General features: G+C 59.5%; 19 protein-coding genes and 1 riboswitch. Of the genes, 10 read left to right on the top strand and 9 right to left on the bottom strand.

All coding sequences use genetic code 11. The annotated features are described in order from the left end of the window. The first annotated feature begins 171 nt into the window (after positions 1–171). Positions 172–1,041, top strand: coding sequence for a patatin-like phospholipase family protein (locus tag PGW49_RS04330; RefSeq protein ID WP_270225657.1), 870 nt, complete (start codon positions 172–174; stop codon positions 1,039–1,041). 101 nt (positions 1,042–1,142) lie between these two features. Here the strand turns inward: PGW49_RS04330 and PGW49_RS04325 are convergent, their stop codons facing one another. Genes PGW49_RS04325 through thiM form a run of 3 tightly spaced genes read right to left on the bottom strand, consistent with a single transcriptional unit; the run spans position 1,143 to position 3,019 of the window. Further along, the gene (locus tag PGW49_RS04325) at positions 1,143–1,838 is read right to left on the bottom strand and encodes a thiamine phosphate synthase (RefSeq protein ID WP_270225656.1); all 696 of its coding nucleotides are present in this window, start codon (positions 1,836–1,838) and stop codon (positions 1,143–1,145) included. Beyond that, positions 1,835–2,176: a thiamine-binding protein gene (locus PGW49_RS04320; protein WP_225093307.1), complete on the bottom strand. Its 342-nt coding sequence runs from the start codon at positions 2,174–2,176 to the stop codon at positions 1,835–1,837. Before PGW49_RS04320 ends, PGW49_RS04325 begins: the two co-directional genes overlap by 4 nt. 3 nt (positions 2,177–2,179) lie before the next feature. Further along, a complete protein-coding gene (thiM, locus tag PGW49_RS04315) occupies positions 2,180–3,019 on the bottom strand; it encodes a hydroxyethylthiazole kinase (RefSeq protein ID WP_270225655.1) in 840 nt (279 codons plus the stop codon). A gap of 51 nt (positions 3,020–3,070) precedes the next feature. Next, positions 3,071–3,181: riboswitch (TPP riboswitch) on the bottom strand. Positions 3,182–3,242: 61 nt separating this feature from the next. Between thiM and PGW49_RS04310 the strand changes: the two genes are divergently transcribed. From PGW49_RS04310 to PGW49_RS04300, 3 genes are all read left to right on the top strand, one after another. Continuing rightward, positions 3,243–4,151, top strand: coding sequence for an HAD-IIB family hydrolase (locus PGW49_RS04310; RefSeq protein ID WP_270225654.1), 909 nt, complete (start codon positions 3,243–3,245; stop codon positions 4,149–4,151). A 10-nt stretch (positions 4,152–4,161) separates the two neighbouring features. Further along, a complete protein-coding gene (locus PGW49_RS04305; RefSeq protein ID WP_055286633.1) occupies positions 4,162–5,058 on the top strand; it encodes a LysR family transcriptional regulator in 897 nt (298 codons plus the stop codon). Between the two features lie 155 nt (positions 5,059–5,213). Further along, complete coding sequence (locus tag PGW49_RS04300; RefSeq protein ID WP_270225653.1) at positions 5,214–6,347, top strand: 5-methyltetrahydropteroyltriglutamate--homocysteine S-methyltransferase; 1,134 nt, start codon at positions 5,214–5,216, stop codon at positions 6,345–6,347. Positions 6,348–6,581: 234 nt separating this feature from the next. Here the strand turns inward: PGW49_RS04300 and PGW49_RS04295 are convergent, their stop codons facing one another. After that, entirely contained in the window at positions 6,582–7,247 is a 666-nt protein-coding gene (locus tag PGW49_RS04295; protein WP_270225652.1) for an alpha/beta hydrolase, read from the bottom strand. Between the two features lie 137 nt (positions 7,248–7,384). Beyond that, the gene (locus PGW49_RS04290) at positions 7,385–8,695 is read right to left on the bottom strand and encodes an NCS2 family permease (protein WP_270225651.1); all 1,311 of its coding nucleotides are present in this window, start codon (positions 8,693–8,695) and stop codon (positions 7,385–7,387) included. A gap of 193 nt (positions 8,696–8,888) precedes the next feature. On the opposite strand from PGW49_RS04290, the gene PGW49_RS04285 reads away from it, so the two are divergent. Both PGW49_RS04285 and bsh read left to right on the top strand, forming a co-directional pair. Next, the gene (locus PGW49_RS04285) at positions 8,889–9,308 is read left to right on the top strand and encodes a peptide deformylase (RefSeq protein WP_035137017.1); all 420 of its coding nucleotides are present in this window, start codon (positions 8,889–8,891) and stop codon (positions 9,306–9,308) included. A gap of 244 nt (positions 9,309–9,552) precedes the next feature. Beyond that, positions 9,553–10,518 carry a choloylglycine hydrolase gene (gene bsh / locus PGW49_RS04280; protein WP_195362039.1) on the top strand — a complete coding sequence of 322 codons (966 nt, stop codon included), beginning with the start codon at positions 9,553–9,555 and terminating at the stop codon, positions 10,516–10,518. Between the two features lie 79 nt (positions 10,519–10,597). Here the strand turns inward: bsh and PGW49_RS04275 are convergent, their stop codons facing one another. Next, entirely contained in the window at positions 10,598–12,847 is a 2,250-nt protein-coding gene (locus tag PGW49_RS04275; RefSeq protein ID WP_333494005.1) for a KUP/HAK/KT family potassium transporter, read from the bottom strand. A gap of 140 nt (positions 12,848–12,987) precedes the next feature. Beyond that, positions 12,988–13,899, bottom strand: coding sequence for a DMT family transporter (locus PGW49_RS04270; protein WP_270225650.1), 912 nt, complete (start codon positions 13,897–13,899; stop codon positions 12,988–12,990). A 118-nt stretch (positions 13,900–14,017) separates the two neighbouring features. Here PGW49_RS04270 and PGW49_RS04265 point away from each other — a divergent pair, with 118 nt between their 5' ends. Then, on the top strand, positions 14,018–14,875 hold the full coding sequence (locus PGW49_RS04265; RefSeq protein WP_270225649.1) for a LysR family transcriptional regulator: 858 nt from the start codon (positions 14,018–14,020) through the stop codon (positions 14,873–14,875). Between the two features lie 201 nt (positions 14,876–15,076). After that, entirely contained in the window at positions 15,077–16,558 is a 1,482-nt protein-coding gene (locus tag PGW49_RS04260; RefSeq protein WP_270225731.1) for an aminotransferase class I/II-fold pyridoxal phosphate-dependent enzyme, read from the top strand. Positions 16,559–16,757: 199 nt separating this feature from the next. Here PGW49_RS04260 and PGW49_RS04255 read toward each other — a convergent pair whose 3' ends face one another. Beyond that, on the bottom strand, positions 16,758–17,168 hold the full coding sequence (locus PGW49_RS04255; RefSeq protein ID WP_238022531.1) for a peptide deformylase: 411 nt from the start codon (positions 17,166–17,168) through the stop codon (positions 16,758–16,760). A 205-nt stretch (positions 17,169–17,373) separates the two neighbouring features. On the opposite strand from PGW49_RS04255, the gene PGW49_RS04250 reads away from it, so the two are divergent. Then, positions 17,374–18,789 carry an MFS transporter gene (locus tag PGW49_RS04250; protein ID WP_270225648.1) on the top strand — a complete coding sequence of 472 codons (1,416 nt, stop codon included), beginning with the start codon at positions 17,374–17,376 and terminating at the stop codon, positions 18,787–18,789. 152 nt (positions 18,790–18,941) lie between these two features. Further along, a complete protein-coding gene (locus PGW49_RS04245; RefSeq protein WP_270225647.1) occupies positions 18,942–19,829 on the top strand; it encodes a hypothetical protein in 888 nt (295 codons plus the stop codon). A gap of 355 nt (positions 19,830–20,184) precedes the next feature. On the opposite strand, the gene pdxT is transcribed toward PGW49_RS04245, so the two are convergent. Next, a complete protein-coding gene (gene pdxT, locus PGW49_RS04240; RefSeq protein ID WP_270225646.1) occupies positions 20,185–20,772 on the bottom strand; it encodes a pyridoxal 5'-phosphate synthase glutaminase subunit PdxT in 588 nt (195 codons plus the stop codon). Positions 20,773–20,895: the final 123 nt, after the last annotated feature.

Here is a 20,895-nt window from a genome sequence, read left to right as displayed (position 1 = left end):
GAGTAGTGTAAACAACAGTACACAATTATATATGGGTGCACATGCTGTGGACGGCTATTATTCGACAGGCGGTAGCGCGACGATGCGATGTTCGATGAAAATGCGACTGAGACGATATATGTTGACGGGTATACTTGTTCCGTTTGAATTTGTGGGGACGGAGATGGTCGCATGGCACAGTCAAATACGACGCGCACGGTGGGGCTGGCACTCGAGGGAGGCGGCTACCGCGGTATGTATACGGCGGGCGTGCTCGACGTTTGGATGGAGCACGGCTTAACTTGCGACCATATGGTGGGTGTCTCGGCGGGCGCGGCGTTTGGCTACAACTTTAAATCGCGCCAGATCGGCCGCGCCATTCGCTACAACAAGACCTATTGTGCCGACAAGCGCTACGCAAGCGTGACCAGCTGGCTGCGAACCGGCGATATGTTCAATGCCGATTTTGCCTATCACGAGGTGCCCATCGAGCGCGATCCCATCGATTTGGAGACATATCGCGCCTGCCCCATGCGATTTACGTGCGTGTGTACCGATATCGAGACGGGCAAGGCCGTCTATCACGACCTGCCCTATGGCGATGAGCGCGATATCGAGTGGATCCGGGCGTCGTCGGCAATTCCCGTGGCGACGCGTCCCGTTGCTATTGACGGGCATAAGTATCTGGATGGTGGCGTGGCTGATTCTATTCCCAGCGCATGGCTGTTTGCGCAGGGGTATGATCGCAATATCGTGGTACTCACGCAGCCGGCGGGCTTTGTGAAGCAGCCCAACAGCGTGATGCCCATGCTGCGGCGCGTGTTCCGTCACTATCCGGAGTTTGTCGCAGCGCTTGAGCATCGGCATGAGGTCTACAATGCCACGCTCGATGACCTGGCACGTCGCGAGGCCGCCGGCGATATCTTTGTGGTGCGGCCGAGCGAATCGGTGAAGGTGCCGTCGCTGTGTCGCGAGCCCGATGAACTTGAGCGCATCTACCAGATTGGTCGCCGCGATGCGGAGGCGACCTTGCCGGCGTTGGAAGCGTATCTGGCGGGGTAAGGGTCGCATGTGGAAAGCGCATCCCGGAATGGAGGTCCAAACTGGGATGCGCTTTCCATTGCTGAAGATGTGAGGCTGCGAATCGGCTGCTCGGCTTATGGCTATGCCTGCTGCCAGGTGTCGACGAGCTCCTTGGCCGCGGCGTAGGGGTCATCGGCGCTGCAGACGGCACTCACCACAAAGAAGCCGTCGACGCCGGTGGCCTTGAGCTGCGGCAGGTCGGCCGTCTTGACGCCGCCGCCCACCACGATGGGCACGGGGCTTGCCGCGTGGAGTGCGGCCAGGTCCTCAAAGCTCTTGGTGATGATAGAGCCGTCGGCCGCGCGTCCGCAGTCGCGCTTGGTCTCGGTCTCGTGGAGTGGGCCGATGCCCAGGTAGTCGACTAGGCTCATGTCGGCGGTCTTGACGTACTCGAGCATCTCCTCGCAACGGGCCGAAAGGCCCACGATGGCGTCGGGACCCAAAAGTTTGCGGCAGACCTGGACGGGAATATCGCTTTGGCCCACGTGCACGCCGTCGACAGCAATACCCTGCTCGCGTGCGGCAAGCACACAGTCCAGACGGTCGTCGATCAGCAAGGCGACCTGACCGGTCTTGCCGGCCTGAGCGATTGCCTGCGCGGCGTCGCCGGTCAGCGCAATGATCTCGCGGGCGCTTGCCACCTTGGAGCGCACCTGGATGCAGGTAAAGCCGGCATCGAGTGCCTGGGCCACCACATCGCCCACGGGGCGCCCGAGCGTGTTTTCGGGGCCGAGTACCAGATAGGCCGAGATATCAAGGTTGTCGCGGATGCTCATCGTGCTTCCTCCTGCTTTTTGATCTGTGCTTCCATGCGCTCGAGTTTGCCGGTCATGGTGTCGGTAAATCCGGGACGAATATCGGCTTTGAGCACGACTTCGGTGCGGATGCCCTTGCTCGCCAACACAAAGGTTGCGTCGCGCACGACCTGCATGACCTCGTCCCAGTCGCCCTCGATCTCGGTGAACATCGAGGTGGTGCGGTTGGGAAGGCCGCTCTCGCGAATGACGCGCACGACCTCGGCGACCTCGGCGGATAGCTCATCGCCGGTGCCGCATGGGGCGATGGCCACAGCGACGAGCGTGTTCATACCGGCATTGGTTGCGGGCTCGGACATGGCTTATGCCTCCTCGAGCTCGAGTCGGTTATCGGCGATGTCCTGGGCGCTCGCGCGGTAGAGCTCATCGATAAAGGCGACCTTAAAGCTTGCCGGGGCATCGGCGACGGCGGCAGCACGCGTGCCAGCGACGTTGTAGACGGCGGTGCCGCAGACGGCTGCCGTAAACGGATCGGCGGCGCAGGCATACACAGCCAGCACGCCACCCTGCGAGCAGCCGCAGCCGGTGATCTTGGACATGAGCGGGCTGCCGCCGTGGGACTTGGCCACGGTCGTGCCGTCGGTGATCAGGTCGACTTCGCCCGAGACGACTACGGCGCCACCGGTGTAGTGGGCGAGCGCCACCGCGGCATCGCGGGCGGCGTCTACCGTGTCGGTGGTATCGACACCGCGTACGCGGCTCAGATCGGCCGCCTCGCCCTCAAGACCCCATAGGCCAGCGAGCGCAATGATCTCGGAGGCGTTGCCGCGCACGATGGCGGGCTTATACTGCTTGAGCTCGTTTACCAACTGGGTACGCAGGCTGCCGATGCCTAGACCAACCGGATCGAGCACCCAGGGCTTGCCGGCGTCGTGTGCCGCCTTCGCCGCGCGGGGAATCGTCTGCTCGTAGATGGGGAAGAGCGTGCCCATGTTGAGATAGATGGCGCCGCCGCCGGCAACGAGCGCCTCGCCCTCGTCGGGCAGATAGACCATGGCGGCCGATCCGCCCACGGCGAGCTGCGCGTTGGCGACAAAGTCGATCGTCACCGTGTTGGTGATGGAGCCTGCCATCGGATTGGTGACGCGAATCTCCTCCACGGCCTTGACCACATTTTGCTTAAGCTGTTCCGAATCAATCACTGCACATGCCTCCTTGGCATAGAAAAGGGGCGCTGTGCATAGACAGCGCCCCTGTAAAGGCGGCATGCTCCCTACGCCAGCATTAACTGACAGGTTCAAAGGATTGGGCCCCATGCCCTCTCAGCCTTGTGGTTTGCACCGCCGGCACTCCCGCATCGAATCTGTTGTTCCCTATACTAGCGCACCGTTACAATGGTTGCGGTGAAAATGACTGGGGGACTCTATGATCAAACTTGTGCTGACCGATATGGACGATACGCTGATTCCAGCCGGGCATGACGGCGCCAGCGACTACGCCATTGAGGGTATTCATGCCATGCAGGCGGCGGGTCTGCACTTTGGCCCGGTTTCGGGTCGTCAGCCGTCCGCGATGGGCTGGATGTTCAAAAACCGTTCCGAGTGTTTTTCGACCGGTGCGTTCTGTAACGGCCAGGTGATGTTTGTCGACGGCGAAGTAGTCGCTTCGCGCGCAATCGACAACGATGCTCTGATGCGTTTGGCTGACTATCTGGAGCAAGAGACCGACGATACATTTCTAAAAGTCTACAGCCTGGGCGATGACTTTTGGGGCAACGATGCCTATTGCGTGACGAGCAATCCCGAGCGTGTGCGTCGCGCTATGGAGTCGGGCGGCAATGCGTGGCTCAAAGGCGAAGAGGCCCCGTGTCGTCCCGTCGTCGATGGCGCGCCGGTGTTTAAGGCGAATATCTGGAGTGCCCGTTCGCGTGAGGAGCTCGCGGAGCTACGCGAGCGCGTTGCCGTTGAGGTGCCGGAACTCTCGCTTGTGTTTCCCAACAACCGAGTGCGCCTGTTCGACATCCTTCCGGATGGTTGGGACAAGGGCTGCGCTGCGCTGGAGCTGGCGCGCGCCTTGAGCCTGACGCCCGACGAGGTGGCCGTATTTGGCGATTCCGATAACGATCTGCCCATGATCGATGCCGTTCCCAACTCCGTTGCAGTCGCCAATGCCAACGGGGCCGTCACGGCTGCCGCGCGCTGGCATATCGGCGCCGCGGTGGATGATGCGGTCGCCGGAGTCTTGCATCAGATTGCCGCCTGCGCCGCGACGGGGGAGATGCCGCCGTTTATGCGCCTGCCGGGTACTGCCGACGCGAATCCCACTAACAGCTAAGGAGACAGCCATGAAGCTCCAGCAGCTCAGATATGTCGTCAAAGTTGCCGAATGCGGCAGCATTACCGAGGCCTCGCGCCGGCTCTTTGTGTCGCAGCCTTCGATTACCGCGTCGATTCGCGATCTCGAAAACGAGATGGGTGTGCACATCTTTGAGCGCACCAACAAAGGCGTCATTGTGTCCGAGGAAGGCGAGACCTTCTTGGGCTATGCGCGCCAGGTACTCGACCAGGCCGACCTGCTCGAGGGCAAGTACAAGGGCGCATCCGAGCAGGTGCCGCACTTTAGTGTGAGCTGCCAGCATTATTCCTTTGCCGTCAACGCGTTTGTCGACGTGATCCGCGAGTTCGATGCCGCGCGCTACGACTTTACCCTGCGCGAGGAACAGACCCACGAGATTATCGAGGATGTCGCGCACATGAAAAGCGAGCTGGGCATCCTATATCTGTCCGAGCACAACCGCGAGGTCATCGAGCGCATGCTGGTGGCCAACGAGCTCGTGTTCGAAGGACTCTTCTGCGCCACGCCGCATGTCTTCGTCTGCGCCGACCATCCGCTGGCGGACCGCTCCAGCGTGACGCTCGAGGATCTGGAAGACTACCCGTTCCTGTCCTACGAGCAGGGCAGCTACAACTCGTTTTACTATTCCGAGGAGCTGACCTCGACGTTCGAGCGTCGCAAAAATATCCGCGTGCGCGACCGTGCGACGTTGTTCAATTTGGCCATGGGCCTCAACGGCTACACGGTATGCTCGGGCGTGATCAGCCACGAGCTCAACGGCCCCGGCATTATCTCGATTCCGCTCGACGTGGACGAGTACATGGAGATTGGCATCATCACGCGCAAGAACACGACGCTCACGCGCTACGGTCGGGCCTATATCGACGCGATTCGTCAGCATATCTAGGCTGCTGTGCTCCGCACAGTTCAAGTCTCTTTATGGCAGTCCAGACTGATATAGGAAGCATCTATATCAAACTGTTATAAACGTATATTTTACGATGGTCATATGAGCGCTCATACTCTGTCCCAGTAAAGCATCCAATGCAAAGGGAGATATCTATGAGCACTTCGATTCAACCGAACGCGCCGTTTCGCGCCGATATCGTCGGCAGTTTTCTTCGTCCGCAGGCTGTAAAGGACGCCCGTGCCGCCTATGTCGCGGGTAAACTCGATGCTTCCGGTCTTAAGGCCGTCGAGGACGATGCCATTCGCGATTTGGTGGCCAAGCAGAAGGCCTCTGGCCTGCTGGTGATCACCGATGGCGAGTTCCGCCGCAGCTACTGGCACCTCGATTTTATGTGGGGCCTTAACGGCATTGAGCGTCGCACCTCACGCACGGGTTATATGTTCCATGACGAGGAGACGACGGCCGACACCGCCGTGGTTACTGGTCCCATTAGCGGCGAGAACCACCCGTTCGTCGAGCATTTTAAGTTCGTCAAGGCGCTTGAGGGGGAGGGCCAGGTCGCACGCCAGACCATTCCGGCGCCGATCCAGACGTTCTCTGAGGTCACGCTCGATCGCTGCGACGGCCAGCAGGAGAGCCTGCGCGCTGTCTATAAGACCGATGAGGAACTTGCCGACGCCATTGCAGCCGCTTATCGCACGGTGATCGCCGACCTGTACGCAGCAGGCTGCCGCAACATCCAGTTTGATGACTGCACCTGGGGCATCTACTGCGATACCGACTTTGTGTCCAAGACCGGCATGAGCCCGGTTGACCTGCAAAAGGTGAGCGAGCTGGGCGTAGCGCTCAACAATGCCGCCATCGCGGGCAAGCCCAACGATCTGGTTATCAACACGCACGTGTGCCGTGGCAACTATCACTCCACCTATGCCTTTGAGGGCGGCTACGACCCCATCGCGCCGTACCTGTTCGCACATGAGAATGTCGATGCGTTCTATCTGGAGTTCGACACGCCGCGCGCCGGTGGCTTTGAGCCGCTCAAGTACGTCGCTCCCGGCAAGAAGGTCGTGCTGGGCTTGGTAACCACCAAGGCGGCAGAGCTCGAGAACGAGGATGTTATCGTCGAGCGCATCCGCGAAGCCGCAAAGTACGTGCCGCTCGAGAACCTGTACCTGTCGCCCCAGTGCGGCTTTGCCAGCTGCGAGATTGGCAACAAGCTGACCGAGGACGAGCAGTGGGCGAAGATCGCGCTGGTCAAGCGCATTGCCGAGCGCGTTTGGAAGTAACGCTACCGTTTGCAGGTGGCGGCGCGTGCGAGACATGGCGTATCACGTACAATGGTTCGGATCGTATCGTTCGGGCAGGTTATCCGATATGCCTGATTGCCCTTTCATCATGAAAGGACCTCCATGTCCCAATCCTCGACGCCCGCCGTGTCTGAACTCGAGGAGACTGTCGAATAGTAGTTGTGTTCAGCTAAATCAAAAAATGGCGCCCGTGCGTACGCGTGGACGCCATTTTTAATGCGTCAATATCCAGTGGATGCCGCGCGCCATGCGCAGGTCAGTTTGGGCAAAATGATTGCCGGGGTTGAGCTCCAGCGTTGTTGGGATGTCGCGCTCGATAAACAGCTCTTCCATCGCGCGCGTATCGTCGAGTACGTGCCGCATCATGCGGTTGGGCGTCTTGGTTTCCTTTTTACCGAGCGACAGATAGGCGGCGTCGGGCGTAGCTGTCATCGTGCGCTCGCGCGCGTAGTCGATAAAGCCAGGGAACCACAGCGACCCCGATGCACTCGCTGCGCGCTCAAAGAGATCTGTTTGCCAAAGTGCCCACAGTGCAAAAAGACCCGCCAACGAGTAGCCGGCAACGCCGCGCCAGGCAGGCGGTTGCGGGAGCGATGATTCGGCCTGGGGGATTATCTGCTTCAACAACTCGTCAAGAAAACCAGCAGCCTGTCCGCCAAAGGGCTCGGCATCTCGTATAGTTCCGTCGCATGCCCAGGGGCTCAGCTCGCGATTCCAATCGAGCCCTCCAATGGCGACAAGGGTGAATGGCGGGCAGTCGAGCTCTCGGCAGCGCTCGTAGACTTCACTACCGTCGCCCATAACCACGGGGAGGTAGATGACGGGTGCGCCTTCCACACACTCTGAATAAACGGTTATCTGCTTATGATGCGCTTCCAAGGCAGGCTTCTCTCGGTGTTGTGATATTGACAGCCTCAATTGTCGCACGCTGGCACGGGGGCAGACGCTAAAAGAAAGGCGCGGAGCCGTTCGATGCGATTCCGCGCCTTGTTGTTTTGTTTTAGCAGACTATGCCGTTACGCCACGAAGAAGTAGACGAGGAAGGCAAGGGCTGCGATCCACATAAGCGGCTTGATCTTGGAGGCCTCGCCCTTAAAGAGCGCGACGACCACGTAGGCGATGAAGCCCAGGCCAATGCCGGCAGAGATGGAGTAGGTGAAGGGCACGCCGGCGACAATCATGAACGCCGGGAAACCCTGCGACACGTCGGACCAGTCGATCTCAGAGGCCTCGCTCATCATGAGGTAGCCGACGTAGACCAGAGCACCGCAGGTGGCGGCGCTGGAAACGATGGTGACGATGGGGGAGAAGAACGCGGCGAGAATGAACAGCACGCCGGTGGTGACGGAGGTGAGGCCCGTGCGGCCACCGTCGGCAGCGCCAGAGGTGGACTCGACGAAGGTGGTGATGGAGGAGACGCCCATGAAACCGCCCACAGCAGCGGCGGCGGAGTCGACGATCAGAATCTCCTTGATATTCTCGACGTTGCCGTCGTCGGTGAGGAACTCGCCCTGCTTGGCCACGGCCATCGCGGTGCCCATGGTGTCGAAGAAGTCACTCATGAGCAGCGAGAACGAGATGACGAGGAGCGCGGGGTCGGTAAGGACCTTGACGATGGCAGGCACGCCGCCGGCGTCGGCGATGGGGCCACCGATGCTCGAGAAGTCGAGCGGGGCGATGATACCGGTCGGAGCCTGGGTCACACCTAGGGGGATACCGGCGATGACGGCGACGACGATGCCGATGAGCAGCGAGCCGGGGACGTTGCGGCAGGCGAGGGCGACTGTCACCAGGATGGAGATGATGCCGACGATGAAGGTGGGGGAGGTGATGTCGCCCAGACCGACGAGTGTACCGGCGCCAGCGGTGATAATGCCGGCATCGCACAGGCCAATCATGGCGATGAACATGCCCAGACCCACCGAGATGGCGTGACGCAGGACAACCGGGATGGCGTCCATGATGGCCTCGCGCAGGCCACAAAGCACGAGCAGCAAGATGACGACGCCCTCAAGGAAGATGACGCTCATGGCCACGTGCCAGTCACCGCCGCAGACGGTGGTGGTGATTCCGGCGATCATCGCGTTGACGCCTAAGCCCGACGCGCAGGCGAGCGGGCGATTGGCGAAGATGCCCATGCAGATGGTCATGATGCCGGCGCCCAGGCAGGTGGCGCAGGCGAGCGCTCCCGCATCGATGCCAGCGCCCGAGAGCACCGCGGGGTTGACGGCGATGATGTAGGCCATCGCCAGGAATGTTGTCAGTCCAGCGCGGAGTTCGGTCCCGATTGTGGACTTGCGCTCGCTGACGTGAAATAGTTCGTCCATGCATACCCTTTCCTTGTTCGGCCCCGAGTTTAGGCCGATTGACACGAACTCACCCACTATAGCCCCTTTACGACGCTGTTGTTCCTCGCATGTTGATGTTCGGCGCTTTGTAGCAGACGGACGGTATTTTTCGCATGAAAATGTGTGGGTACCGTATACTTAAGCGGTTACAACGACCCCTATGGAGGAATGTATGATTAAAGAGCTTTGCCACGACGAGGCTATCCTGTCCCAGCGTTGCGAGGTTGCGACCGTCGAGGACGAGTCGGTCGCTCAGGACCTGATCGATACCATCAAGTCACTCGACGATGCCGGCTGCCTTGCCGCTAACCAGATTGGCGTTACCAAGAAGGTTTGCGTCTACCTGGACGATGCCGGCGAGCCCCACGTGCTCTACAACCCCCGTCTGGTGTTTGGCCTGGGCGCCAGCAAGATGGAGGAGAGCTGCCTGACGCACGAGGAGGTCACCAAGTCCACGCGCTATATCAAGTGCAAGGTCGCCTTTGATCAGATCGTCGACGGCAAGATGAAGGAATGCCGCCGCGACTACGCGGGCTTTGAGGCACAAATGATCCAGCATATGATCGACCACTGTCTCGGCAAGTTGGTCTAAGGGGATCAAAGCACCGCACCTTGCCGCTCAATCGTCGCTCGCGTACCTTAAGTACGCTTCGCTCCTCTTTCGTGGCAATCTGCGGCACTTTGACCCCTTAGACGACCTGCGGGGTTAACTTGGTTGAGTTTATCCTGCTTGAATAGCCCGGGTATGACGTTGCTGTCATGTCCGGGCTTTTGTGTTTAGCGCCTTTTTGTTTGGAGACAATGAAATTAGCAAGAACGTAAGGCTAGGAGGCGCTATGTGCACGAGTATTCGATTTACCGATAATTCTGGCCACATGTATTTGGGCCGCAACCTCGACTGGAGCTTTGACTACGGCCAACAGGTTCGCGTGATGCCGCGCGGGTTTCACATTCCGTATTCGTTTATCGACGACGCGACAGCGGCGCACGCGGTGATCGGTATGTGCATCGATTACAGGAACTACCCTATGTTCTTCGATTGCGGCAACGATGCGGGCCTCGCCGTGGCGGGTCTCAATTTCCCGGGTTATGCCGAGTATGCCAAGGGCCCTGTCGACGGCAAGACCAATATCGCGGCCTATGAGTTTCCCCTGTGGGTGGCAGCGACGTTCTCGACGGTCGATGAGGTCGAGGCCGCGCTGCGCGACACGGTGATTGTCGCCAAATCTGCCGGAGAGGGGCTGGGCGTGTCACTGCTCCATTGGATTATCGGCGACAGCCAGCGCAGCATCGTGGTCGAGATGATGGCTGACGGCCTGCATGTATACGACGATCCGGTCGACACCCTTGCCAATCAGCCGACCTTCCCGTGGCATATGGAAAACCTACGCACCTATATCACCGCCACAAGCGATTTTCCGCAGACGGCGACATGGCGTGGCGCCGAGCTCAAGCCCTATGGAGCCGGTGCCGGCATGCGCGGCATTCCGGGCGATTGCTATTCGCCGAGCCGTTTTGTAAAGGCGGCGTACCTCAATGCCAATTACCCGCAAAAGGAGAGCGAGACCGAAAACGTCGTTCGCATGTTCCGCTCGCTCGAGGGCGTGGTGATGATCGAGGGAGCGTCCAGGATGGGCGATGGCAAGTTCGAGAAGACTATCTACACCGGATGCTTTAGCGCGCGCACGGGCAATTATTACTACGCGATGTATGGGGATCCGTCGATTCGCTACGTGAGCCTGATGGATGCCGAGGGCGCGAGCCCCGATAGGCTCGTGGTTCCCGAGCCGCGTCGTTCGTAGCCGATAGCTTTACCGCAATGCAAAGCGGCCCTGCATCTCCCGTGAGGTGCAGGGCCGCTGTCGTTGATTTGTGACGTCGCTAGAAGTTGGCGTCGTTGAGTTGTTCGTTCTCGAGGCCGTCGAGCTGTTGCTGTTCGGGCGTATCGGCGACGCTCTCGAGCAACTCGGTGGGATCGACGTTCATGTCCTTACCGGCTTCGTTGCCGTTGACCAAGTCGTCCGAGAAGATGTCGACCTCCATTTCCTCGGCCTCTTCGATCTGAACCTCGAGCGGCACCTGGGTGCGCACAAGTTTGACGGCCGGGCGCATGCGGGCAAAGAGCGGTACGTACTCAATGATGATGGCCGAGTTCTCGAGACCGTACCAGCGTGCCGGGCTTCCGCAGGCGCGGCGGACGGCGTACTTGATGGCCATCACGCGGTGGTCATTGCGGTTGATGTCCGTTTCGGGGGCAAGCATCTTGCGCAGCATGCAAAAGCGGAAGTCACCTACGTTGCCGCGCGTCTCGTAGATGGAGTAGGTGTGATGTTGCGGCGGCAGCTCGCCCGATGCCATCAAGTCGCCGACGATCTGACGCAGATAGGCGTTGACGCGCTGGTTGACCTTAAAGCCCAGGTCCAGGCGAACGCGGAAGAGGAAGTCCGTGCCAAAGGTCTCGACGGAATACTCGTGCGTATAGGGTTCGTCGGTAACGTGCACGTTAATGAACCAATATGCCTTGGCGCGCTTGGGATGCTTATCTAGGATGGAATAGAGCACGTCGCGGTCGAGCGTGAGCGGGTCGGGGCTGTTGGTGAGAAATACCAGATTGTCAGCGAGCACGGGATAGGTCTCGTCATTGCGCAGGCGATTGAGCTGGTCGATGTACTTGGAGACGGGCAGCAGAATCGTCTGCGTGCGCTCGATGGCGGTGCCGCGACGCCACACATACATAAGGCCAAACAGCAGTGCGGCCAGGAAGATCATGACGTAGCCGCCGTCAAAGAACATGGTGAGGCACGAGGCGAAGAAGCACAGCTCAATGGCACCGAAGAGCAGGGCGAAGACGCAGGCGCCCAGCTTGTGCTTGAGAATGCCAGCGATATAGCTCGTCAAAAGCGTGGTGGTCATGAGCATGGTCACGGTAATGGCGAGGCCGTAGGCGCTTTCCATGCGCTCGGAGTTTTGGAACAGCAGCACGATGAAGATGCAGCCGACCCACATGATGTTGTTGACGAGCGGAATATAGAGTTGACCCTTGGTGTCGCTGGGGTAGTGGATGCGCAGGTGCGGCATAAGGTTGAGGCGCGTAGCCTCGGATACCAGCGAGAACGAGCCGGTTATGAGCGCTTGCGAGGCGATGATGGCCGCCACGGCCGAAAGCACAATGGCAAAGGGGCGCAGGGGCTCGGGAAGCATCATATAGAACGGGTTAACGATATCCATCGCGAGCATCTGGGGGTTGGAGCTGTTGGCGAGCAGCCAAGCGCCCTGACCCAGATAGTTAAGGATGAGGGCCGCCTTTACGAATGGCCAGGATGCGTAAATGTTAGCCTTGCCCACGTGGCCCATGTCCGAGTAGAGGGCCTCGGCGCCGGTCGTCGACAGAAAGACGAAGCCGAGCACCATGATGCCCGAGTGGTTGATGGGCGAGAACAGGAACATGATGCCGCGGATGGGGTTGAGCGCGCGTAGGATGGACAGGTTGCCGAGCATGTTGAACAGGCCGGCGCCTGCCAGGAACAGGAACCACAGCGTCATGAGCGGGCCGAACAGCTTGCCGATCGACGAGGTACCGGCGCGCTGCATGGCAAACAGGCCGCAGATAATGATGATGGTGATGATGATGACGTTGGTCTGGCCGTCGCCAAGCAGCGCGTGGCCCCACTCGATGGTACGCAGGCCCTCGATGGCTGTGGTGACCGTGACGGCGGGGGTGAGGATGCCGTCGGCAAGCAGTGCCGCACCGCCGATCATGGCGGGCAGAATCAGCCATGGCGCCACCTTGCGCACGAGACTGAACAGGGCGAAGATGCCGCCTTCGTTGTGGTTGTCGGCCTTCATGGCGATTACCACGTACTTGACCGTGGTCACGAGCGTCATGGTCCAGATGACGAGCGAAAGCGCGCCCAGGATCATGTCCTCGCTGACGGTACCGATGCCGCCGTTGTTGGCGACGATTGATTTCATGGTGTACATGGGGCTCGTGCCGATGTCGCCATAGACGACGCCGAGCGTTACAAGCAGCATGCCAGCGGAGAGGGGGATGGCTCCGTGCCCGCCTTGACCACGCTGGTCTTGGGGGCTTGCCTCCAGTTTGTTGTGTGCCACGTGGACTCCCTTAGACATCCGGTTATCTGTTTAGGACAGATAATCTTTATGCCGTCTTTATACATACAAGAGCAGTTTGGCACATCAGGTTATTTTAGACAATAATCCTCAGCTGGGGATTATTTATCTACGCAGGTAGCATTTCAAAGCAGGGGCTTTTAAGCACGTACTGTCTGGGCGATGCCAGCCTTGGCGTTTGCGCGTTTGCCGGCGAGTTCGCAAAAAATCGCGCCGCCGATGATAAGCGCGGCGCCCATCAGGCGGACCGGTGTTATGGCTTCGCCCAAAAGGACGGCCGAGAACACGACGGCCGAAAGCGGCTCGAGGTAGCCGACGACCGCGACGGTCTGGACGGGCAGCTTGGCGACGGCACTAAAGTAGAGCAGGCAACCGATGCCGGTGTTGACGACGCCGAGCATGACGACGGCGCGCCAATCAATACTGGCGGCGACGCCGGCGGACAGGAATGAGGGAGCGCCCTGCGTGATGAGCGTGAGGACCAGCGCGGTCACAAAGGCGGCGCTCACCTGGAGCGTGGAGTTCTCGAGGCCTTCGATGTGTGGCGCACCCTTGCTAGCGATGACCATCAGCGCATAGCAAAATGCCGAGGCGATACCGCAGACGATACCCGCAATGGGCATATTGCCGCCTAGACCTTGTGCTGCAATGAGAAAAGCACCGCAGGCGACGGCGATAAACCCGGCGATTTTGCCGCCGGTCAGTTTTTCACCAAAGATGAGTGGGGAGAGCGCCATGACAATGATGGGGCCACAGTAGTACAGCAGCGAGGATACGCCGACGCCGATCGTCTGGTAGGCACGGAACAGAAAAATCCAGCTGGCACCCAGCGCGGCTCCCGACAGAAGGAGTGCTGCGGCTTCGCGGGGACGAGATGGCGCCTGCAGTTTATGGCGTTGGGTGATGGCAAGGATAGTGACAAGCGAGAGGGCGCCCAAAATCGTGCGCAGTAGCACGATATCGGAGCTCGGCAGCGCGATGGCAGCGGCGATGATGCCGTTGGAGCCAAACAATAGCAATGCTGCTAAGTACGTAAACAGTCCGTTGTCCATGCGCTTCCGTCCCCTCTATATTCGAGCATGTTCACTATGGGCGAACTGGCAATAGAAGAAAAGCGAATATAATGCATGGCTAACATGACAAAAATTCATGTAAAGGTGGAGGCGTGTCGTGGAAACGAATATTCAAAAGATGCAGGTGCTGCTGGAGACGGTGCGCGCCGGAAGCTTTACGCGTGCTGCCGAGCGCCTGAGCTATTCGCAGTCGGGCGTGAGCCGTATGGTGGCCGATCTTGAGGCCGATTGGGGCTTTAAGGTGCTCGACCGCAGTCGCGAGGGCGTAGTGCTTTCTGCCGACGGGCGGCAGGTCATGCCGGCTGTCGAGGCGCTCTGCGAGGAATTCATTCGCTTGCAGCGACGGGTGGATGAGATGCGCGGGCTCATGCGCGGCAAAATCTGCATCGGTACGTTTTCGAGTGTGGCGACCCACGTGCTGCCGCCGGTGATTGCGCGCTTTCGCGCCGATCATCCGGATGTCGATTACGAGCTGCTGATGGGTGATTACTCCGAGATTGAGCAATGGGTGGCGGAAGGCCGCTGCGACCTGGGCTTTATCCCGCGTGAGCCACGAGAAAACGGCATGGCATCGCGGTCTTTGGTGCGCGACGAGTTGATGGCGGTGGTGCCGGCAGATTCTTTGCTTGCCACGGCGGAGGTCGTTTCTCTTGCCGATTTAGCCAACGAGCAGTTTATTCTGCTAGAACGCGGCACCGATGACGAGATTACGCCGCTGTTCCGTCGGGCGGGACTGGCGGTGTGCTCCACGCTGTCGACCTGGGATGACTATGCGATTATGGCCATGGTCGAGGACGGCCTGGGCGTGAGCATTCTTCCCGCGCTCATCTTGCGCCGCTGTCAGTTCGATGTTGCCGTGCGTTCGCTCGAGGGACATCCCCATCGGCAGATCAATGCGATATATCGCACGGCTGACGTTTCGCTTGCCGCCGCTCGATTCCTTGAATACCTCTAAACGCGTACACGCCATTGTCCGCTTTGGGCAAATCTCGGAGTCCGGTACATTTTCTTATGAAATTGAACTTTCGAATGAGGTGCCGCGCTATACTGCTTGCTAAATTGAACCTTGGTTCAATTCGTGTTCTATAAATTGAACTTTGCCAGCAAGGAGGTTCTAGTGGCCCAAGAGACGTTTAGCGATCGCCTGCGACAGGCTATGTCCGATCGCGACGTTCGCCAGTCGGACGTGATCCGCGCATCGGAGATGCTCGGCAAAAAACTCGGCAAGAGTCAGATGAGCCAATATGTGAGCGGCAAGACGATCCCGCGGCGCGATGTGGCTGAGCTGCTCGCCCGTATTATGGAGGTCGATGTTACCTGGCTGCTTGCCGGCGACGCCGATCAAGGCGAGGCATCATCATCCCGCAACGATTCCAAGCCCGAACCCCATCCCTCAGCTCAAATTGCAAGGAGCACCACCATGCGTACTTTTTCTAAATCCACCAAGCTCGATAACGTCCTGTATGACGTGCGCGGCCCCGTCGTCGACGAGGCCGCCCGTATGGAGGACGAGGGCGAGCGCATCCTCAAGCTCAATATCGGCAACCCGGCGCCCTTCGGTTTCCGCACGCCCGATGAGGTCATCAAGGACATGCGCCAGCAGCTGCCCGACTGCGAAGGCTATTCCAACTCGCGTGGCCTGTTCTCCGCGCGCAAGGCGATCATGCAGTATTCGCAGATCAAAGGCCTGCCCAACGTTCAGATGGAGCATATCTACACGGGCAACGGCGTGTCCGAGCTCATTCAGCTTTCGATGAACGCGCTGCTCGACAATGGCGACGAGATTCTGATCCCCAGCCCCGACTATCCGCTCTGGACGGCGTGCGCAACCCTTGCTGGCGGTCATCCCGTACATTATCTGTGTGATGAGCAGGCGGATTGGTATCCCGACCTGGAGGATATGGAGTCCAAGATTACGAGCGCGACCAAAGCCCTCGTCATCATCAACCCCAACAACCCCACGGGTTCTGTCTATCCGCGCGAGGTGCTCGAGGGCATCGTCGAGATTGCACGCAGGCATCAGCTGATGATCTTTGCCGATGAGATCTACGACCGCCTGTGCATGGACGGCTACGAGCACGTCTCGATTGCCTCGCTTGCTCCCGACCTGCCCTGCGTCACCTTTAGCGGCCTTTCCAAGTCGCACATGATCGCGGGCTATCGTATTGGCTGGATGGTGCTTTCGGGCAACCAGCGCTGCATGAGCGACTTCATCATGGGCGTCAACATGCTCTCCAACATGCGCCTGTGCTCCAACGTGCCGGCTCAGTCGATCGTCCAGACGGCGCTCGGCGGCCATCAGTCTGTTAACAACTACATCCGCCCGGGCGGTCGTGTCTACGAGCAGCGCAACTTTGTGTATGAGGCACTCAACAAGATTGACGGCATCTCGGTGGTTAAGCCGCGTGCGGCGTTCTACATCTTCCCCAAGATGGATGTTAAAAAGTTCAACATCACCGATGACGAGCAGTTTGCTCTCGACCTGCTGCACGAGAAGAAGATCCTCATCACGCGCGGTGGCGGCTTTAACTGGGGCGAGCCCGACCACTTCCGTATCGTTTACCTGCCGCGCATGGAAGTGCTCAAAGAGTCCCTCGAAGACCTCGCCGACTTCTTCGATCATTATCGCCAGTCGTAGGGGATTAGGTGCCTGCCGCAGCAAGAATCGAGGCGTCGCAGGATAGACATACGACAGCGAGCGAGCCGCATTTGCGCCAGGGTGACGTGAAATGAAAGGGCGCTGACCTTCTGGTCGCGCCCTCGAAATTGAACGTCAGATTGGCGTGAATGCGGCTCGCGCAGCGTCAAGTGGTCCGCCGTTCGGTAGAACGGCGGAACTAAATAACAATCCCGTTGCAGTGGTCGATTTCGTGCTGGATGATCTCGGCGGTGTAGCCCGAGAAGTTTTTGATGCGGTGAACGAAGTTCTCGTCCAAATACTCAACCTTAATGCGGCGATAGCGGGTGCAGGGACGCTCGCCGATCAGCGAGAGGCATCCTTCGCTCGTCTGATAGGCATTGACCTGTTCAAGAATTTGAGGGTTGTACATCAGGAGCGCCCTGTTGCCGTCCTTTACGCAGATGATGCGTTTGCGCACACCGATCATGTTGGCGGCGAGCCCCACGCACTCGTGCTCATGCTCGTGGAGTGTATCCAGGAGGTCCTGCCCGGTCGCGGCATCGTCGGGCCCCGCGTCTTCGGAAGGCAGGCGCAAAAAGAACTCGGATTTCATGATGGGCTTAATCATGGCGGGCTCCTCATGTCTTATGCTTTCGTGGACTTTTAATAATAGCGCGGAAGGAAAGCTGCGCGTCCGCGTTACAATCTTTTGACGTTGGACCATGTTGCCAGATTCGTCGTGTACGGCGTCTGGCGTAAGTCTAGGGCTCATTTTTCGCCCTGGACTGCTCCTCTGGGGCGATGCGACTGTCGTTCCAAGAGGAAGGAAATGCATGGGGAGCAAATCTCAGCAACAAGTTCAAGCAACGCCATCGGCCACTGCGGCACTTCTCGTCGTTATGTATATTGCAGCCTTTGTTGCCGCGTTTAACGAGAACATCATTAACGTGGCGTTGCACGACATTATGGCAGCCTTTTCGGTGAGTGCCACCACGGCGCAGTGGCTCGTTTCGGGCTACATGATCGTGACGTCGATCTTTACGGCCATCATGGCCTTCCTGTCCGGCCGTTTCTCGACGCGCAAGCTGTTGTTTTTCGCATGCGGATGTATGGTCGCCGGCGAAGTCCTGTGTCTGATCGCTCCGTCGTTTAGCGTTTTGCTACCAAGTCGTATTTTGCAGGCTGCGGGATCGGGCATCTTGTTTCCGCTCATGATGAACGTGGTGCTGTCTTGCGCCCCGCGCGAGAAGCTCGGTCTGTATCTTAGCCTGGGCGGTGCCTGCATTACGCTAGGGCCGGCGTTTGGACCCGTAATCAGCGGTCTTATGTGCACGTTGTTCGGCTGGAGGGCGGTGTTCGTAGTGCCGCTGGTGGGCGGCATTGTGGTCGCTGCGGCGGGCGTTAAGCTTGTTCAGAATGTCGGAGAGCGCTCGAGCACCACGCTTGATATTCTGTCGGTTGTTTTGCTCGCCGCCGGCATTACGGCATTCGTGTATTCCGTAGGCGAGTTCTCGACCAATCCGATTGCCGGCATCGTGGCGCTTTTCGCCGCCATTGTGCTGCTCGGCCTGTTTGCGGCCCGTCAGCTCAAGCTCGAGCATCCGGTGCTTAACGTGCGTCCCATGGCGAGCGTTCGTTTTTGGCCCGCGTGCCTGCTTGTGGTGGTGTCGATGATGACGACGTTCTCGATGAGCGTTTTGTTGCCGCTCTATTTTGAGGGCGCATACGGCATGACCGCACTTATTGCGGGCTTGCTCATTTTGCCGGCGATTGCCTGCAACGCCGTGACCTCGATTGTGGGCGGACGCGTGATGGACGCCCGTGGCGCATGGCCGCTGCTGCCGGTCGGCTTTGCCCTGATTGCCGTGGGGCAGACTGCCATCTCGATGACGGCGGCAAGTATGAACATCGGCGTCGTCGTGGCGCTGACCGTTGTGGTGTATGCCGGAGTCGGTTTGGTGCTGAGCCCCTCGCAAACGGCCGGCTTGGAGACGCTGCCTGCCGCTGAACATCCTTACGGAACGGCATTGCTTAACACGTGGAACATGATTGCCGCATCGTTTGGTCCGTCGCTGTTTATCGGTCTGCTTTCGAGTTCTGCGGCGACTGCCGGCGCCGCTGGCGTTGCGACGGACGTTGCCCAGGCGATTGGATTTGCAGCTGCCGTGCGTGTGGCGGCTGTAATTGCCGCGGTCGGGTTCGTGGCGTCGCTGGTGTACGCTCGTCGCGAGTCGCACATGTCGCATTAATGTGTGCACATAGATTCTGCAGCTAGATTGGATGGCGACACCATAAACTAATGGACGTTTTGCCGAGAGGCATGAATGTTCAAAGCGCAAAGAGTGCGCGACGGGCCCCGCGAATGGGGCGATGATGCCCGAGAGGGCCAAGAAGGAGTCTCATGTCCGAGAACGAAGAGATCATGAACGAGACCGAGAACGAGACCATGGCTGCCGAGGTCGAGGCAGTCGAGACCGTGGAGACCGAAGCTGCCGAGGTTGAGGCTGCTGACGAGGTTTCCGCCGAGGAGGAGGCCGAGGTTGTCGAGGCCGCCGTTGATTACGATGACGAAGAGCTGATGGACAAGATGCAGAAGGCCGCCCGCCTGCTGCGTAGCCGTCGCTTTGCTATTTCCAAGGAGGAGGAGGCCAAGGCCGAGCGCATGGCGAACATCGAGCGCGCCATCAAGCTTCTTGACCTCAAGCCCAAGATGGAGCAGAAGGAAATGTCCGACCTGCTGGGCATGCGCCTTCGTGAGCTCGATGGTCTGATGGCCGAGGCCGAGGCTGCCGATCTGGTCGGCCGCATCGACGACGCCGAGGGCGATATGCGCAAGATCGTCGTCTTCGCTGCCGAGGATGCCGCTGAGGGCCTGGTCGAGCTTGCCAACAAGAAGGAGAAGCTCCTGCCCGAGCTTTCTTATGAGGAGGCCACCGAGCTGATGGCCGCTCTCGATAAGGTTATCGCTCCGCTCGTCGCCATGGGCCTGGACGAGGATCGCGGTCCTCGCGGCGGCCGTGACGACCGTGGTCCCCGCGGTCCCCGTGACGACCGTGGTCCCCGTGGCGGCCGTGGCGGCGACCGTGGCGGTCGCGGCGGCTTTGGCGATCGCGGTGGCCGTGGCGGCGACCGTGGCGGTCGCGGCGGCTTTGGCGGCAACCGTGGTGGCTATGGCGACCGCGGCGGCAACCGTGGCGGCTTTGGCGGCAACCGTGGTAACGACCGCGGCGGTCGTGGTGGCGACCGTGGCGGCCGCAACGGCGGCGGCTTCCGCGGTAACCGTTTTTAGTTACGGCGTTTTACCAAACGCCGTAACGGGCCGACGCTGCGCGGGCCGCATTTGGACAATCTGACGTTCAACTTCAAGGGCGCGACCAGAAGGTCAGCGCCCTTTCGTTTCACGTCACCTTGCCTCAAATGCGACCCGCTCGCTGTCCGTCCTCTGCCTGCGGCGTTGTCTTGCTCCGGATGCGGCAGTTAGGGACGTTCCTTTTCTGCCGGCAGCTTGGGACACTCCTTGTAGTCATTGGGGACGTTCTTAAACGACTACATAGAACAAGAGTGGATGATCTCCCGGTTTGAGCCTGCATTCAAGCTCAAAGTGGGAGATCATCCACTCTCGTTTCGTTTGTTGATTTCGATGCCTACATTTGTAGGAACAGTTCGTGGAGGCGGGTATCGTCGTCGAGCTCGGGGTGGAAGGTTACGCCGAGCTGGTTGCCCTGACGGGCGGCGACAATACGACCGTCGACTTTCGCTAAGGCCTTGGCGTCGCCGTGGACCTTGACGATGCGGGGCGCGCGGATAAACGTCAGCGGCACTTCACCGTCGATGTCGGCTACCTGTCCCTTGGTTCGAAAGCTGCCGAGCTGTCTGCCGTAGGCATTGCGCTCGACAAGTACATCCATGGTTGCCAAACGCGGCGTGCCCTTATCGTCATGGGCGGCAATGTCGTGAGCCAGTAGAATCAGGCCGGCGCAAGTGCCCAGGACGGGCATGCCTTCAGCGATACGGGCACGAAGCTCCTCGAGCATGCCCAACTCATCAAGCAGCTTCCCTTGAACGGTAGACTCGCCGCCGGGAAGTACCAGACGGTCAAAGTCCTGCTTCAAATCAGCCGCCTGCCTCAGCTCAATACAACGTGCGCCCAGCTCAGATAGCCTTGCCTCGTGCTCGGCAAAAGCGCCTTGGACCGCCAGCACGGCGACCGTCTGGTCTGCATAATCGCTCATGTGCGATCCTTTCTGCCGGACTAGCGCCCGCGCTCCTCCATGATGATCTCGATCTCGTCGGCGTTGATCGCGTCGAAAATGTTGGTGTAAGGGTGACGCCCTAGCGTCCGTTTAACGAAAAAC

It is taken from the genome of Collinsella aerofaciens, from assembly GCF_027679495.1.
GTDB lineage: Bacteria > Actinomycetota > Coriobacteriia > Coriobacteriales > Coriobacteriaceae > Collinsella > Collinsella aerofaciens_AK.
Note: the sequence above shows the minus strand (reverse complement) of the source record. Positions and strands in the feature narration are given on the sequence as shown.

What these genes read in the sequence shown, in the direction of transcription:
- PGW49_RS04255 (WP_238022531.1), bottom strand. Translation starts at nt 17,168, where the DNA reads ATGATTAAGCCCATCATGAAATCCGAGTTCTTTTTGCGCCTGCCTTCC.
- PGW49_RS04275 (WP_333494005.1), bottom strand. Translation starts at nt 12,847, where the DNA reads ATGTCTAAGGGAGTCCACGTGGCACACAACAAACTGGAGGCAAGCCCC.
- PGW49_RS04245 (WP_270225647.1), top strand. Translation starts at nt 18,942, where the DNA reads ATGTCCGAGAACGAAGAGATCATGAACGAGACCGAGAACGAGACCATG.
- PGW49_RS04300 (WP_270225653.1), top strand. Translation starts at nt 5,214, where the DNA reads ATGAGCACTTCGATTCAACCGAACGCGCCGTTTCGCGCCGATATCGTC.
- PGW49_RS04310 (WP_270225654.1), top strand. Translation starts at nt 3,243, where the DNA reads ATGATCAAACTTGTGCTGACCGATATGGACGATACGCTGATTCCAGCC.
- PGW49_RS04325 (WP_270225656.1), bottom strand. Translation starts at nt 1,838, where the DNA reads ATGAGCATCCGCGACAACCTTGATATCTCGGCCTATCTGGTACTCGGC.
- PGW49_RS04320 (WP_225093307.1), bottom strand. Translation starts at nt 2,176, where the DNA reads ATGTCCGAGCCCGCAACCAATGCCGGTATGAACACGCTCGTCGCTGTG.
- PGW49_RS04305 (WP_055286633.1), top strand. Translation starts at nt 4,162, where the DNA reads ATGAAGCTCCAGCAGCTCAGATATGTCGTCAAAGTTGCCGAATGCGGC.
- PGW49_RS04260 (WP_270225731.1), top strand. Translation starts at nt 15,077, where the DNA reads ATGTCCGATCGCGACGTTCGCCAGTCGGACGTGATCCGCGCATCGGAG.
- pdxT (WP_270225646.1), bottom strand. Translation starts at nt 20,772, where the DNA reads ATGAGCGATTATGCAGACCAGACGGTCGCCGTGCTGGCGGTCCAAGGC.
- PGW49_RS04330 (WP_270225657.1), top strand. Translation starts at nt 172, where the DNA reads ATGGCACAGTCAAATACGACGCGCACGGTGGGGCTGGCACTCGAGGGA.
- PGW49_RS04290 (WP_270225651.1), bottom strand. Translation starts at nt 8,695, where the DNA reads ATGGACGAACTATTTCACGTCAGCGAGCGCAAGTCCACAATCGGGACC.
- PGW49_RS04270 (WP_270225650.1), bottom strand. Translation starts at nt 13,899, where the DNA reads ATGGACAACGGACTGTTTACGTACTTAGCAGCATTGCTATTGTTTGGC.
- PGW49_RS04285 (WP_035137017.1), top strand. Translation starts at nt 8,889, where the DNA reads ATGATTAAAGAGCTTTGCCACGACGAGGCTATCCTGTCCCAGCGTTGC.
- PGW49_RS04250 (WP_270225648.1), top strand. Translation starts at nt 17,374, where the DNA reads ATGGGGAGCAAATCTCAGCAACAAGTTCAAGCAACGCCATCGGCCACT.
- bsh (WP_195362039.1), top strand. Translation starts at nt 9,553, where the DNA reads ATGTGCACGAGTATTCGATTTACCGATAATTCTGGCCACATGTATTTG.